The organism is Bradyrhizobium arachidis (assembly GCF_024758505.1).
GTDB lineage: Bacteria > Pseudomonadota > Alphaproteobacteria > Rhizobiales > Xanthobacteraceae > Bradyrhizobium > Bradyrhizobium manausense_C.
The window spans coordinates 4,570,891-4,585,862 of record NZ_CP077970.1 but is presented as its reverse complement, the minus strand read 5'-3'; the positions used below and the strand labels follow the sequence as shown (position 1 = coordinate 4,585,862).

Below are 14,972 nucleotides of genomic sequence, written 5' to 3'. Positions count from 1 at the left end.
GGCGATGGGCGGACGGCCCCATGCATTGGTGACGGGCGCGAGTTCCGGCATCGGCGCTGCGATCGTCGAACGCCTGCTGCGCGAGGGCTGGCGCGTCACCGGCATCAGCCGGCGGCCCGCTCCGTTCGATCATCCGGCATACGATCATCTCTCGATCGATCTCGGCAACACCACTGCGCTCGCGAGCGCCGTCGCCGGCATCGCGCCGACGGCGCTGGTGCATGCCGCAGGTCTTTTGAAGGTCGGTCAGCTCGGCGCGCTCGACCATGAGGACGGCGCGGCGATGTGGCGGCTGCATGTCGATGTCGCCGGGCGGCTTGCCGACGCGCTGGCACCGCGCCTGCCGGAGGGCGGGCGCATCGTGTTCATCGGCAGCCGCACCGCCTCGGGCGCAGCCGGCCGCGGACAATATGCAGCGACAAAGGCGGCGCTGGTGGCGCTGGCGCGGTCCTGGGCGATAGAACTCGCACCGCGCGGCATCACGGTCAATGTCGTGGCGCCCGCCGCCACCGAAACGCCGATGCTGAAGGACCCGACGCGGTCAGGCGTCGCGCCAAAACTGCCGCCGATCGGGCGCTTCATCCGCCCGGACGAGGTCGCCGCCACGGTGGCGTTCCTGCTCTCGGGCGAAGCCGCGGCCATCACCGGACAGCAACTCGTGATCTGCGGCGGCAGCTCGCTGAGCTGAATTAGAACCCGACGCGCAAGCCCGCGCGGCCGCTCACGAGCGCGCTGTTGTCCGACAGAGCGAGGTACTCGGCCGTCGAGAACAACGTGACGTTGCGGGTGCGCCATTCCAGGCCGAGGCCGCCAAAGCCGCCCCAGACATTGGCCGGCCCGGGGGCCGCGAACGGAATGGCCTGGCCGAGCAGCGCAGCATTGATTGCACTGTCGCCGGCGCGCTGGGTGCCGAGGAAGCCGCCATAGATGCTGCTCGCCAGCTGGCTCGACGGCGAGAAAGTCACCGTGCGCGTCAGCTTCAACTCGCCACGCTCCTCGACCGTGCTCACAGAGCGGGTACCCATGGTCAGGTTCGCGGTCGAGCCGTTCTCGGTGTAACCGTCATAGGAGCCGTAGAGATAACGCAGGCGAAGGGTCGGCGTCAGCGTGTAGCTCGCGCCGGCGAGGTTGCCGAGCCCCACGCGCTGACCGATGGTCAGCTCCGGATTGATGTACCAGCCGTTGAACGAGGCGGTCGCAGTCTCCAGACCGCCGGCGACGAGGTTGTTGTTGATGGTACGCGTCGTGAAATTGTTCGAGCCGCCGGCCTGCAGCACGGCGCGCAAAAAGGTCGCGCCGGCGTCGTACTGGGCGTAGAGGCCGCCGAAGGTCACGTCGCTGTTGAGGCCACCGGAGAAGTCGATGCTGGTGCGGGTCTGGCCGACGCCGGCGAAGGCGCCGAGCCTGAGATCGGGCCGCACCCTGATGTCGCCGCCGATCATGCCGCCATAGAACAGGTTCGCGGTCCGGAACAGCGGACCGTCGGCCTGCTGGATCCGCTGGCCGACAAAGCCCCGCGCCCACACCGCGCTGCCGTCCTCATAGACGACCGTCGGGTTCTTGAAGACCATGGCGTCGTTGGCGCCGGCAACAACGCCGGGAATTGCAGCGAAGGCGTCGTTGACGCGCGACGATGGATCGGGCGCGGCAAACGCCAGCGGTCCACTTGAAGGTGACGTGCCGGCCGGAATCAGCGGAATTGCGCCCGCGGCCTCACGGCTGAAATCGTTGAGCGTGCGTCCCTGGGCTGCGAACGGCGTCACATCGATCGCGGCCGCCTGGTTACCCGAGACGGCAAACGGCGTCGTGCCTGTCACGGTCGCGCCGGCCAGCGAATTGAAAGTCAGATTGTGGTTGCCGCCGGCGAAATTGATGGTGTCCGCCGTCCCGAGATTGATGGCACCGATGATCCGCGAACCCGGCAGAAGCGTCAGGACGTCGTTGGTGCCGGAGAGGAAAATCGCAAATTGCGGGCTCGATATCGTTCCGGAGTTGGTCAGGCTGGTCGCGGCGCCATTGCTGCGGAAGGCGAATTGACCGCCGGTGATGGTTCCCGAATTGACGAAGGTGCCCGCCCCGCCCGCAAACACGGCAGTGGCGCCGGCAGAAATCGTGCCGGTGTTGGTTACAACAGCCGCATTCGAGGTGAAGAGCGCAAAGTTGGTCGAGCTGATCGTGCCGGCGTTGAAGATGTTGCCGGTGCCGTTTTGAATAACGGCAACGTTCGTTCCTGATATCGTGCCGGTGTTGTTCAGCGTCAGATTGGTCGCGGTGACCCCGTTGAAGCCCGAAATCGTGCCGGAATTCGATAGTGTCAGGTTTTTCGAGGTGAGGATCGCAGTCCCGGTCCCGGTGTCGCGGATCGTGCCGGAATTGACGACATTCACCGTGGTGCCGTTGCCGCCAATGGTGATGCCGTTGTTGGTGGAGATCAGGCCGGAATTGGTGACGTTCAGCGTCGATGTTCCGCTGTTGGCGAAGATGCCTGCATTGCGACCGGAAATCGTGCCGGTGTTGGCGACCGTCGTATTGCCATTACTGAAGATGGTGAAGGAGTTGGAGGAGATCGTGCCGCTGTTCGTGACACCGACATCCCCCGTTGTCGCGAACAACCCGGCACCCGCCGTTGATACGACGGTGCCGGAATTGGTCAGGTTGATTCCGGTCACCGCCACGATGGCCGTGCTCGCGCTGGAGATGCTCCCCGAATTGTCGATGGTGGCCTTTCCAGTCAGGGCCGTGATCGCGTTGGCATTCGCCGAGATGGTGCCTGAATTGGTGACGACGGCGTTGGTATTCGCGAGAATACCCGTCGAGCCGGCGATGGTGCCGTCGTTCGTGACGTTGGCTGCCCCCGCAAGGGTCTGGATGCCGTTCTGGCCCGTACCCAGGACGCCGATGACGCCGGTCGACGTATTGGTGACCGTCACCGTATTGGTGTCGCTGATGCCGGCCGCCGCGGCATTGTTGAGGAAGACGGAATTGGTGCAGGTCTGGTTGGTGCCGGTCTGCGTACAGGCTTGCGCCCGTGCCTGACCGCTCGACCCGACGATGGCCGTCAAACAGATCGCCAACCCGCAAAATCGAAAAAATGCCCTGTCCACCCGGCCCCACCTGCAACGAATCAAACTGTGATTTTGGTCCTATCGGCTGCGAATATGCCGAAGTTCCCACAGGTGCGGGAGAGCAACATCCAGAAACAATGCGAATTCCGGCCCGGTGTTGCCGAGGCAACACAGCACAACCTCAGGAGGCTGCCGAAATTTGTCGCAGGAAGCCGTATTAGTGGCGCCCCGCGACTACCGCTTACCGCGTCGGCAGGTGATAGGACAGCACGGCGCGCAGCGTATGCACCGTGCCGCCCGCACTCAGCGTATCGAAGTTCGGCGCGACCAGATTGTCCAGCGTGTTCAGATGCGTCACGCGATATTCGGCGCGCGCCGAGACCGTGTCGGTGAAGAACCGTTCGAAGCCGCCGCCGAAGGTGGCGCCGCGATATTCCGGCGTCGGCCCGGTCCCGTCCAGGCCGGCGAAGCCGTAGCTGACGGAATGCAGCGTCGTGCCGCTGTAGCCGCCGAGCAGGTAGACGAGCGTACTTGATGTCACGAGGTAGCCGACGCGGCCGCCGACGGTCCAGCCCCATTGCACGGCTGCCAGGTCCGACGCGAGCACGTCGCCGCCGACCGCGGACGCGCTGAAGCGGGCGCCGCCATTGGTGGCAATGTCGACCAGGGCGAAGACGCCGACGACCCAGCTTGGCGCGATCTGGCGGTCGTAGCCGGCCATGAAGGTGCCGCCGATATCGGCGCCGCCGAGGCCCGCGCCCTTGATATCGAGCCCGCCGGTGATCGTGCCCGCGACATGCGGCGCGATGGCGTCGCCACCGATGCCTGCACCGACATAGAAGCCGGTCCAGGCCGGATTGCGCACCGGCGCCGCTGCGGCAGCCGGCGTGGCCGTGCCGAACTGGCCAAAGCGGTAGGCCGCGCTGATGCGCACGATGTGCTCGGAGAGATCGGTGGTCCAGACCGCGCCGTTGACGGCATCGACCGTCGTCATGCTGCCGAGGCCGACATAGCGATACTCGCCGCGCAGCGACAGATTGTTGGCGAGGCGATATTCGGCGCCGACACCGACCGTATAGCCGCGGGACGTCAGCTTGGCTTCCTGCACCGCAAAGTCCGGGCGGCCAGGTTGGGTAAAGTTGAAGCCCCAATTGTCGAGCTTCGTCTCGGTATAGCCGGCGAGACCGTAGAGCAGCACGTCCGGGCTCACCAGGACGCCGGCGCGGCCGCCGATCGTCCAGGCCTGGTCGAGCGACGGCATCGTCGCGGTGAAATTGATTCCGAACGCGCCGATCGACGCCGACGATTTCTGCCGCGACCAGTCATAGTCGACGAAGCCGCCGACCACGAATTGCGATCCGAGCTGAACGTCGAAGCCGGCAAAGGCCGTCAGTCCGAGGTCGGCGCCCTGCAGGCCCGTGATGTTGAATGCGGCTGGACCGCCGATCGGTGCCAGATTCGATTGTCCCGTCGCAAAATCGAAGCCGAGACCCGCGCCGACATAGAACTGCGTCCAGCTTGCGACCGGAACGACTTGCGGGGGTGCCTTGACGGGCAGATCGGCGGCCTCTGCGAGGGGGCTCACGGACATTGCCGCGCATGTGACGCCTGCAAGCGCGGCCACACGCGCAAATGACAGTCTCAATTCACTCAAGTCCACCCCCACTCGCCCCAAGGACAACGTGGTTACAACTAGTGGGATGGAACTCGTCGCGACAAGACGAGAGTCTCGCCGCTCAACCGACGAAGCCGATTTTGACAAGCGGCTGTTGCTATTATGCAATTGCGTGTGAATGGAGGTTCAAAAAATATCGCAAGCTGTGCACGCGCGTTCACGCCAGACATCTCCAGCAACATTGGCGCTCGCGCAATCCTGGTTGCGATTCGTGAAGGCGCTCTCGATTTTTGTTTGGACGCGTTTTCTTGACGCGAACCGGCCCCACTTCGCTCGAAAACGCTTTAGACGTCCCCGTAGGCCGCTTCTACCGGGCGGGTCGCCCGGCCATAGCCCATGATCATGAACAGCGCGCCGATGATCGATAGGTTCTTCAGCGCGTCCACGAGCATCTTGGCGTTCTCGGGTGGTACCTGATTCCAGAAATCGTAGAACAGCACGGTCGCAACGGCGACGTAGATGATCAGGAGCATCGCGAAGAAGCGCGCGCCGAAATTCAGCGCGATCATCAACCCCGCGATGATCTCGAGCGCCCCGACCGCAATCGCCAAAAGTTGCGGCGTCGTCATCCCGGTCGCCTGCTCCACCTGCTGGGTATAGGGCGTGACCATCTCAGGCACGGTGACCTTCGTGGCGATGAAATCCGCCGTGGCCTGAATCGCGAACAGTTTTGTCGCGCCGGTGTAGATGAACAGCACGGCGAACAGGATTCGCCCGAAGGTAACGAACGCTGGCATGGTCGGGCCTCTTGGCTCAGGCTTTGGCGGCGGGACGCGGGAGCGATTATGAAGGTTCCCCGGACCTTTTCAAACAGGGAAATCCGGAATCTCAAATAGGGAAATCTGGAAGCGTTGTTGAAAGCGCGTTGAATTGTCGTCTTGGGAAAACGTGTTCCCTCGCCCCACTTGCGGGACGAGGGAAAGTCCTGACACGAAGCCTACGTGAACAGCGTCGGCTGCTGCCTTGCGGCGCGTTCCTGGGCTTCGACGACGGAGACCGCGGTCATGTTGAGGATGCCGCGTGCGGTGACGCCGGGGGTGAGGATGTGCGCTGGGCGCGCCGGGCCGATCAGGATCGGGCCCACGGGCAGCGCGTCGGCCAGCACCTTGATGGTCTGATAGGCGATGTTGGCCGCGTCCAGCGTCGGCATGATCAGGATGTTGGCCTCGCCCTCCAGGTGCGAATGCGGCAGCACCAGCTTGCGGGCCACGCCCGACAGCGCTGTGTCGGCCTGCATCTCGCCGTCGGCCTCGATCTCGGGGTGCCTCTCCTGGAGAAGCTGGGTCGCCCGGCGCATCTTGCGCGAGGAGTCGGTGTCGTAGCTGCCGAAATCGGAATGCGACACGAAGGCGACCTTGGGCTTCAGGTTGAAGCGCTGGACATGGATCGCGGCCAGTGCCGCGACTTCCGCGAGCTCCTCGGCGCTCGGGTTCGGCCGCACCTGGGTGTCGGCGATGAAATGCGCGCCCTTGGCGGTGATCATCAGCGCCAGCGCGGCATATTCGTGGATCCCCGGGCAGAAGCCGATGATCTCGCGGACATGGCGCAGATGGCTCATGTAGCGGCCCTCGACGCCGCACAGCATGGCATCGGCCTCCCCGCGCATCACCGCGAGCGCCGCGATCACCGTGTTGTTGGTGCGCACCACGGTGCGGGCACCTTCCGGCGTGACGCCGCGGCGGCCAGCGACCTCGACATAGGACTGCACATAGGAGCGGTAGCGCGGATCGTCCTCGGGATTGACCAGGTCAAAATCCTTGCCGGCCTTGATCGACAAGCCGAAGCGCTTGATGCGGGCTTCCACGACCGACGGACGGCCGACGAGAATGGGCCGCGCCAGCTTCTCCTCCAGCACCACCTGGGTGGCGCGCAACACGCGCTCGTCCTCGCCCTCGGCATAGATCACCCGCACCGGCTGGGTCTTTGCCTTGGCGAACATCGGCTTCATGACGAGGCCGGAACGGAAGGCAAAGCGGGTGAGCTGCGTGGCATAGTCGTCGAAATTGGCGATCGGCCGTGTCGCCACGCCCGATTCCATCGCCGCCTTGGCGACGGCCGGCGCGATGCGCAGGATGAGCCGCGGATCAAAGGGACTCGGGATCAGCGAACCCGGCCCGAACCCTTGCGTCTCGCCGCTGTCAAAGCCTTGCGCGACGGCGTCCGACGGCGCCTCGCGCGCGAGCTGCGCGATCGCCTCGACGGCGGCGTGCTTCATCTCCTCATTGATGGCGGTGGCGCCGACGTCGAGCGCGCCGCGGAAGATGAAGGGGAAGCAGAGGACGTTATTGACCTGGTTCGGATAGTCGGAGCGGCCTGTGCAGATCATCGCGTCGGGGCGCGCTTTCCGCGCCTCCTCCGGCATGATCTCCGGATTGGGGTTGGCGAGCGCCATGATCAGGGGTTGATCGGCCATCTCCTTGGCCATCTCGGGCTTCAGCACGTTCGGCGCCGACAGACCTAAGAAGATATCGGCACCGCCGATCACGTCGGCGAGCGTCCGCTTGTCGGTCTTCTGGGCGTAGACCGCCTTCCAGCGATCCATCTGCGTGTTGCGGCCGTCATAGACGAGACCGTCGATGTCGCAGACCCAGATGTTCTTGCGCTGCGCGCCCATCGAGACCAGTAGGTTCAACGTGGCGATTGCCGCGGCCCCTGCCCCCGACGCCACGATCTTCACATCCGACAGCTTCTTGCCGTTCAGCCGCAGGCCGTTGGTGACGGCGGCAGCAACGATGATCGCGGTGCCATGCTGGTCGTCGTGGAAGACCGGGATCTTCATCCGCTCCTTGAGCTGTGCCTCGATCTCGAAGCACTCGGGGCCACGGATGTCCTCGAGATTGATGCCGCCAAAGGTCGGCTCGAGCGCTGCCACCGTCTCGACCACCCGCTGGATCGTGTCGGCAGCGATCTCGATGTCGAAGACGTCGATGCCGGCGAATTTCTTGAACAGGACCGCCTTGCCTTCCATGACCGGCTTGGATGCCAGCGGGCCGATATTGCCGAGACCAAGCACGGCGGTGCCGTTCGAGACCACGGCGACCAGATTGGCGCGGGTCGTCAGCGAAGCGGCCTCAGCCGGGTTCTTGGCGATCTCGGTGCAGGCGGCGGCGACGCCCGGCGAATAGGCCAGCGCAAGGTCGCGCTGGTTGGCGAGCGGCTTGGTGGCCTGGATCTCCAGCTTCCCGGGCCGCGGCAGGCGGTGATAGGCCAGTGCAGCCGAATGCAGATCTTCAGAATAGGACGACATGCGGAGTCTCGCCTCGCGTTTCCGGCCTCAAAACCTTTTTCTCAGACCCGGCCCGGCAGGCAACCTGTATTCCGGGTCATGGAAACCGGATGAAGCACGGCCGACGGCATGGTGGCAACATCCGATTGCGCTCCCATCAACAGAGCACAGCGTCAAACGCTTGAAAACCATAGCTTTCTCTGGACCGGCCCGCCGATTGCGAATATGGCAGGTTGCTCGGCGGAAGAGCGGCAACCGGAGCTGACCGAATGAAGCGTATCCTGATCGGCTTGATCGCCTTGGCCGTTATCGCAGCGGGGGGATGGTTCGGCTTCAACGCCTACGTCCAGCACCGCGCCACGGCCGAGGTCGATGCCGCATTCGAGCAGCTCCGTGCCGGCGGCGGCAAGGCGAGCCACGGCAAGGTCGCCTTCGATCTGGCGACCCGGACGCTGACCATCGACGACATCGCCGTCGAGCGTGGGGCGCAGACCAGCGTCAAGATCGCCGGCATCAAGGCGGCCGGTGTTCGCCAGATCGACGACACCAAGGTCTCGGCCGACAGCATCGAGGTATCGGATGTGCAGTTCGCGTTCGAGGGCGCTGCCGGCGCGGCCAATCTGAAGGCCGCCTACAAGGCGCCGCAGATCACGGTGCGCGACTTCTCCGGCCCGATCCGCACGCAGGGTGCGCCCGCCTCGGACTCCCTGATCGACCTGTACCGGTTTGCGCTCGATCAGTTTCTGGGCATCACCGCGTCCTCGGTCGTGGCGCCGACCATTGCCATCACCGTCAACCCCGGCTCCACCGGACCCGGCAGCGGCGACATCACCTATTCGGGCCTCGCGATTGAGAAGATCGACCGCGGCAAGTTCGATGCGGCAAAACTGGACCGCGCTGCCTTCACCTTCAACGTGCAGCAGCCGGTCCGACCCGACAAGTTGACCGGCGAAATCACCAACGTGATCGTCAATGATTTCGATGGGACCGCGGTTGCCGCCATCCTGGATCCGCAGAAGGCCAATGACGACAGCTTCCACCGCATCTACCGGCAGGTCTCGACGGGCACCTATGTGGTGACGTCGGCGCAAGGCGTGCGCGCGCAGGTCGACGGCTTCAGCATCGACGACATCGCGCTGCAACCCGCCAAATTCCGGCCCGCCGAGATTTTGGCTTTGCTGCCGAAGGATCCATCGAAGCCGCCGACGCCGACACAATCGCGGGAGATGATGGAAAAGCTCGCCGGGCTCTATGAGGGCCTGCGCGTCGGCAAGGCCGAGATCGGCACGATGTCGATCAGCACGCCGCAAGGGACCGGCAAGCTCAGAGCCGTCAGATACGGCGAGGGCGAGATCGCGCTGGAAGGCCTCGATGCGCCCTCACCGCAGGGACAGGTCAGGATGGAGCGTTTTGCGCTCAAAGCCTTCAGCACGGCGAACCTGATGCGCTGGGCGGCGCAGTTCGCCAATCTCGCGCAGAAACCGACACCGGATCAGGTGCTCGGCGTGTTCCGCGTGCTCGAAGGCGCGGAGATCAAGGGCGTCGTCTCGCCGCACAAGTCCACCAACAAGACGGTCAACATCGACACACTCAGCCTGAACTGGGGCCAGCTCGTAGGTTCAATCCCCACCAAGGCCAGTTTTGTCGCGAAAATGGTCGTGCCGACCGACCCTAGCAACCCGGCGCTGGCGCCGCTGATTGCCGCGGGCATCGACAAGTTGGCGCTCAACGTTGATCTCGGCGCGGCCTGGACCGAATCCTCAGGCGCCTTCGTGCTGACGCCCGCGACCATCGATCTCGGCAACATCCTGAAGGCGCAAGCCAGTATCGCGCTCGCCAATGTCCCGCGCGAGATGTTCTCGGCCGATCCGGCGCAGGCGATGCAGCAGGCCACCCAGATCGAGGCCGGCGCGATCGAGCTGAGCTTGCGCGACACGGGCGGCGTCGACCTTGCGGTCGCGCAATTTGCCCGCATTCAGAACGTCAGCCGTGACGCCGCCCGCCGCGCCATCGCCGACATGATCAGGACCAACGGCGCAGAGATCGCGGGGTCAAATGCCGACGTGGCTGCCGCCGTCGAAGCCATCGCCCGCTTCGTCGAGACTTCGGGCCAGACGCTCGTCATCAAGCTGACGCCACTCGGCAAGGTGCCGGTGATGCAGTTGCTGGACGTGCTGAACGTCGAGCCGGTGATCGCGCTGGCGCAATTCCACATCGAGGCTTCGACGGGGCTTTAGGGGACGGCGCCGTCCCCGTCATGGCCGGGCTTGTCCCGGCCATCCACGTTCTTCGTGCCGCGCCAAAAACGTGGATGCCCGGGACAAGCCCGGGCATGACGACGTTGGGATAGCTCGCTCACGCCTCAGAAGAGGCGAAGAGCGCGTCACTTCTGCGGCAGGTTCACCCGCACGTGCAGCTCGCGGAGCTGCTTTGTCGTGGCTTCCGACGGCGCGCCCATCAGGAGGTCCATAGCCTGCTGGTTCATCGGGAACAGCGAGATCTCGCGCAGATTGGTGGTGCCGCAGAGCAGCATCACGATGCGGTCGACGCCGGCTGCCATGCCGCCATGCGGCGGCGCGCCGTACTGGAAGGCGCGATACATGCCGCCAAAGCGCTCGACCACTTCCTGCTCGCCATAGCCGGCGATCTCGAACGCCTTCACCATGGCTTCCGGCACGTGGTTGCGGATGCCGCCCGAGGCGATCTCGTAGCCGTTGCAGGTGATGTCGTACTGGAACGCCTTGATGGTCAGCGGGTCCTGGCCCTTCAACGCGTCGAGACCGCCCTGCGGCATCGAGAACGGGTTGTGCGAGAAGTCGACCTTCTTGTCGTCCTCGTTGTACTCGTACATCGGGAAGTCGACGATCCAGGCGAGCTCGAACCGCTCCTTGTCGGTGAGGTTCAACTCCTCGCCGACCTTGTTGCGGGCAAGGCCTGAAAACTTCCAGAACTTGTCGGGATCGCCGGCGACGAAGAAGGCGGCATCGCCCTCCTTGACGCCGAGCTGCGCGCGGATCGCAGCCGTGCGCTCAGCGCCGATGTTGTTCGCGAGCGGGCCAGCGCCCTCGCCGCCCTCGCGCCACATGATGTAGCCGAGACCCGGCTGGCCCTCGCCCTGCGCCCAGGAGTTCATGCGATCGCAGAACGCGCGTGAGCCGCCGCCCGTAGCCGGGATCGCCCAGACCTGGTTCTTGGGGTCTTCGAGCATGCGCGCAAAGACCTTGAAGCCGGAGCCGCGGAAATGCTCGGAGACGTCCTGCATCTCGATCGGGTTGCGCAAGTCCGGCTTGTCGCTGCCGTATTTGCGCAGCGCTTCGGCGAACGGGATCCGGCGCCAGCCTTTCGTCACCGGCTTGCCCTTGGCAAATTCCTCGAACACGCCGGTGATGACGGGCTCCATCGCCGCAAAGACGTCATCCTGCGTGACAAAGCTCATCTCGACGTCGAGCTGGTAAAACTCGCCCGGCAGACGGTCGGCGCGCGGGTCCTCGTCGCGGAAGCAGGGCGCGATCTGGAAATAGCGGTCAAAACCCGACATCATCAGCAGTTGCTTGTACTGCTGCGGCGCCTGCGGAAGCGCATAGAATTTTCCGGGATGGATGCGCGACGGCACGAGGAAGTCGCGCGCGCCTTCCGGCGAGGACGCGGTCAGGATCGGTGTGTTGAACTCGAAGAAGCCCTGCCCCTTCATGCGCTGGCGCATGGAGTCGATGATCGCAACGCGCGTCATGATGTTCTGGTGCAGCTTCTCGCGGCGCAGGTCGAGGAAGCGGTATTTCAGCCTGATATCCTCGGGGTATTCCTGGTCGCCGAAGACAGGCAGCGGCAGGTCACCGGCCGGGCCCAGCACCTCGATCTCGGCGACATAGACCTCGACCTTGCCGGTCGGCAGGTCGTCATTGTCGGTTCCCTCGGGGCGGCGGCGGACCTTGCCGTCCATCTTGACCACGAATTCGGAACGCAGCTTCTCGGCGAGCGAGAACGCCGGCGAGTCCGGGTCGACCACGCACTGGGTCAGGCCGTAATGGTCGCGCAAATCGATGAACAGCACGCCGCCATGGTCGCGAACGCGATGGACCCAGCCCGAGAGGCGGATCTTCTCGCCGATGTTGCTCTCGCGGAGCGCGCCGCATGTATGTGACCGGTAGCGATGCATGGTCGTCCCAAAATCAATGTCGGAGGAAGCGAATCGGACGGCTGAGGTGGCCGGTCCGAAGTTGCGGCAGGGTTTACCTCGGGAGGACGGGTGCGGCAACCAAGGGAAAGGCCTGTTTTGGGCTAGATGCGCCCATTTTTGGGCCTCCGAGGCCTGAGCCTTTGCCATCAGGCGTTCCACGCCTATCTTGAGGGACATGACGGTCCATTTCCCCTTCCAAAACTCCTATTCGGCGCTGCCCGACAGCTTCTTTGCCCGCGTGGCGCCGACCCCCGTGGCCGCGCCCAGGCTGATCAAGCTGAATCGGCCGCTGGCGCTCCAGCTCGGGCTCGATCCGGATCTCCTGGAGATGCCGGAGGGCGCGGAAATCCTCGCCGGCAAGCTGGTGCCTGAGGGTGCCGACCCCATCGCCATGGCCTATGCCGGCCACCAGTTCGGGCAGTTTGTTCCCCAGCTCGGCGACGGGCGGGCGATCCTGCTCGGCGAGGTCATCGACAGGGATGGCGTTCGCCGCGACATCCAGCTCAAGGGAAGCGGCCCCACCCCGTTCTCCCGCCGCGGCGACGGGCGCGCGGCGCTCGGACCTGTGCTGCGGGAGTACATCGTCAGCGAAGCCATGTTCGCATTGGGCATTCCGACCACGCGCTCGCTTGCCGCCGTCGTCACCGGCGAGCACGTGCTGCGCGAGACCGCGCTGCCTGGCGCCGTGCTGACGCGTATTGCGTCCAGCCACATCCGTGTCGGCACCTTCCAGTTCTTTGCCGTCCGCCGCGACACCGACGCGATCCGAAAACTCGCCGATCACGTCATCGCCCGCCACTATCCGGAACTCGCGGGCGTCGAGCGTCCCTATCACGCCCTGCTCGCGGGTGTCACCGCGCGGCAGGCCGATCTCGTCGCGCGCTGGCTACTGGTCGGCTTCATCCATGGCGTGATGAACACCGACAACTGCTCCATCTCCGGCGAGACCATCGATTACGGCCCCTGCGCTTTCATGGATGCCTATGATCCCGCGCAGGTGTTCTCGTCGATCGACGAGATGGGCCGCTATGCCTATGCCAACCAGCCGCGCATCGCGCTGTGGAATCTGACCCGGCTCGCCGAATGCCTGCTGCCGCTGTTCGCCGACGAGCAGGAGAAGGCGATTGCCGAAGCGCAGGACATCCTCGGCGCGTTCTCGGACCAGTTCAGCGCCGCCTATCAGGCCGGCCTGCGCAAGAAGGTCGGCCTGTTCACGGAGCGCGACGGCGACGAGGCGCTGATCCAGGACCTGTTAGATGCCATGGCAAAGAACGGCGCCGACTTCACCCTCACCTTCCGCAAGCTGGGCGAGGCCGCCGGTGATGACGCCGCCGATGTCCGCGCGCAGTTCATGGAGCCCGCAGCCTTCGACGAATGGGCCGGACGCTGGCGCACCCGCCTCGCCGCCGAGCCGCAATCGGCGTCCGAACGACGCACCGCCATGCACGCAGTCAATCCCGCCTTCATCCCGCGCAACCACCGCGTCGAAGCCGTGATCCAGGCCGCCATGCGCGACAACGATTTTGCGCCGTTCGAGGAACTGGTGAAGGTGCTGGCAAGGCCGTTCGAGGATCAGCCGGACTATGCAGCCTACGCCGATCCGCCGCTGCCGGATCAGCGGGTGTTACAGACGTTTTGCGGGACGTGAGGCAAACTCGATACGTAGGGTGGATTAGCCGAAGGCGTAATCCACCACTTTTCTGGCGGCAAGTTAAGCTGCTAGCCCGCTGCTCTCACACTTTGACCTCGTATCCAAATGCCTCCAGTCGCCTCTTGAGCATCGAGAAGCCCGATCCCCATCGAAAGAGCTGGACCCAAAACACTATAAACTCGGGGTAAGTTGGCACATTGTGCTGAATCTGGAGGCCGACCGAAAGCAGGCCCCGGTATCTAGTCAGACTTACGATATTCTCCTTGGGAAACACGTAGTCTGCAACACACGTAAGACGTAGCGCATCTCGAAACACCGTGAGTTCGGCATAGGGGAAGGTCGCGTTCATCATATTGATGCGAGCTCCACCGATGTTGGAGAAATACTCCTCGTCTTCCATTGGCTTTTACTTTTCCTTGGCAGTGGCCGCCCTGAAGGTGGATTTAGCCGAAGGCGTAATCCACCAACCTTTCTCACAATCGCTCTCCGAACTCGCCGATGAGCCGGGCGTCACCGCCCCAATCTTCCGGAAACAATCCAGCGCGTACATCGCGATGAAATGACGAGTACGGCCAGTCGCACACCTTCGAGACGTGCCCGTGCTTGACAGGATTGTAGTAGCAATATTCGACATGGCGCGCGTAGTCGACCTCGTCGCGGATGAGATGCTCCCAGTAGCGGCGCTGCCAAATGCCGCGCTCGTTCCGCGAGGCGCGGACGGCGCTCAATCGTTCGTTCGCTGGCAGAGCTTTTGCAAAACGGGTCTTGATCAGCCGCCAGCGAACCGAAAAATTGGCGTCGCCCGGCGGAAGCCTCCAGATTGCATGCAGATGATCTGGTAGAACCACAAAAGCTTCGATCCCGAAGGGATGGCTCCGGCGCGTTGCGGCAACTGCGTTCCGTAAGATTTCGATCTGGTCCGTCAGAAGAGCTTGGCGGCGATCGAGCAGGTTCACGGTGACGAACCAGCATCCCCCGGGAATGAACGCGCGGCGGTAGTCCGACATTCGCAGTGGATAGCACAACTTCAGGTTGGCTCACAGTGGTGGATTACGCCTTCGGCTAATCCACCCTACGCACCTCCCTACTTCATCCCAGCTTGCGGAAGGCACGTGACGTCAACATTCGATCTCTCGTGATGCGGTGCAACTTCGATGCGCAGCCGAGCAAATCATGAC

10 protein-coding genes are annotated in these 14,972 nt (G+C 64.2%); 3 read left to right on the top strand and 7 right to left on the bottom strand.

What is annotated here, in order from left to right:
* The first annotated feature begins 4 nt into the window (after positions 1–4).
* On the top strand, positions 5–688 hold the full coding sequence (locus KUF59_RS21070) for an SDR family oxidoreductase (protein WP_212459470.1): 684 nt from the start codon (positions 5–7) through the stop codon (positions 686–688).
* A gap of 1 nt (position 689) precedes the next feature.
* Here the strand turns inward: KUF59_RS21070 and KUF59_RS21065 are convergent, their stop codons facing one another.
* The 4 genes from KUF59_RS21065 to KUF59_RS21050 form a co-directional block, all read right to left on the bottom strand.
* A complete protein-coding gene (locus tag KUF59_RS21065; protein ID WP_212459469.1) occupies positions 690–3,062 on the bottom strand; it encodes an autotransporter outer membrane beta-barrel domain-containing protein in 2,373 nt (790 codons plus the stop codon).
* A gap of 244 nt (positions 3,063–3,306) precedes the next feature.
* On the bottom strand, positions 3,307–4,656 hold the full coding sequence (locus tag KUF59_RS21060; protein WP_212459468.1) for an outer membrane protein: 1,350 nt from the start codon (positions 4,654–4,656) through the stop codon (positions 3,307–3,309).
* A gap of 368 nt (positions 4,657–5,024) precedes the next feature.
* Positions 5,025–5,477: a DoxX family protein gene (locus tag KUF59_RS21055; protein ID WP_212459467.1), complete on the bottom strand. Its 453-nt coding sequence runs from the start codon at positions 5,475–5,477 to the stop codon at positions 5,025–5,027.
* Between the two features lie 200 nt (positions 5,478–5,677).
* Positions 5,678–7,987, bottom strand: coding sequence for an NADP-dependent malic enzyme (locus KUF59_RS21050; RefSeq protein ID WP_212459466.1), 2,310 nt, complete (start codon positions 7,985–7,987; stop codon positions 5,678–5,680).
* A 248-nt stretch (positions 7,988–8,235) separates the two neighbouring features.
* Here KUF59_RS21050 and KUF59_RS21045 point away from each other — a divergent pair, with 248 nt between their 5' ends.
* The gene (locus KUF59_RS21045) at positions 8,236–10,203 is read left to right on the top strand and encodes a hypothetical protein (RefSeq protein WP_212459465.1); all 1,968 of its coding nucleotides are present in this window, start codon (positions 8,236–8,238) and stop codon (positions 10,201–10,203) included.
* 146 nt (positions 10,204–10,349) lie between these two features.
* Here KUF59_RS21045 and aspS read toward each other — a convergent pair whose 3' ends face one another.
* Entirely contained in the window at positions 10,350–12,122 is a 1,773-nt protein-coding gene (gene aspS / locus KUF59_RS21040; RefSeq protein WP_212459464.1) for an aspartate--tRNA ligase, read from the bottom strand.
* Positions 12,123–12,318: 196 nt separating this feature from the next.
* Between aspS and KUF59_RS21035 the strand changes: the two genes are divergently transcribed.
* On the top strand, positions 12,319–13,791 hold the full coding sequence (locus KUF59_RS21035; protein WP_212459463.1) for a protein adenylyltransferase SelO: 1,473 nt from the start codon (positions 12,319–12,321) through the stop codon (positions 13,789–13,791).
* An 85-nt stretch (positions 13,792–13,876) separates the two neighbouring features.
* Here KUF59_RS21035 and KUF59_RS21030 read toward each other — a convergent pair whose 3' ends face one another.
* Positions 13,877–14,194, bottom strand: a complete 318-nt coding sequence (locus KUF59_RS21030) for a hypothetical protein (RefSeq protein WP_212459462.1) — start codon at positions 14,192–14,194, stop codon at positions 13,877–13,879.
* A gap of 73 nt (positions 14,195–14,267) precedes the next feature.
* The gene (locus KUF59_RS21025) at positions 14,268–14,801 is read right to left on the bottom strand and encodes an REP-associated tyrosine transposase (RefSeq protein WP_258769916.1); all 534 of its coding nucleotides are present in this window, start codon (positions 14,799–14,801) and stop codon (positions 14,268–14,270) included.
* Positions 14,802–14,972: the final 171 nt, after the last annotated feature.

Excerpts from the sequence above, each read along its gene's own strand:
- KUF59_RS21070 (WP_212459470.1), top strand. The coding sequence starts at position 5 with ATGGGCGGACGGCCCCATGCATTGGTGACGGGCGCGAGTTCCGGCATC.
- KUF59_RS21060 (WP_212459468.1), bottom strand. The coding sequence starts at position 4,656 with ATGTCCGTGAGCCCCCTCGCAGAGGCCGCCGATCTGCCCGTCAAGGCA.
- KUF59_RS21055 (WP_212459467.1), bottom strand. The coding sequence starts at position 5,477 with ATGCCAGCGTTCGTTACCTTCGGGCGAATCCTGTTCGCCGTGCTGTTC.
- KUF59_RS21050 (WP_212459466.1), bottom strand. The coding sequence starts at position 7,987 with ATGTCGTCCTATTCTGAAGATCTGCATTCGGCTGCACTGGCCTATCAC.
- KUF59_RS21045 (WP_212459465.1), top strand. The coding sequence starts at position 8,236 with ATGAAGCGTATCCTGATCGGCTTGATCGCCTTGGCCGTTATCGCAGCG.
- aspS (WP_212459464.1), bottom strand. The coding sequence starts at position 12,122 with ATGCATCGCTACCGGTCACATACATGCGGCGCGCTCCGCGAGAGCAAC.
- KUF59_RS21035 (WP_212459463.1), top strand. The coding sequence starts at position 12,319 with ATGACGGTCCATTTCCCCTTCCAAAACTCCTATTCGGCGCTGCCCGAC.
- KUF59_RS21030 (WP_212459462.1), bottom strand. The coding sequence starts at position 14,194 with ATGGAAGACGAGGAGTATTTCTCCAACATCGGTGGAGCTCGCATCAAT.
- KUF59_RS21025 (WP_258769916.1), bottom strand. The coding sequence starts at position 14,801 with ATGTCGGACTACCGCCGCGCGTTCATTCCCGGGGGATGCTGGTTCGTC.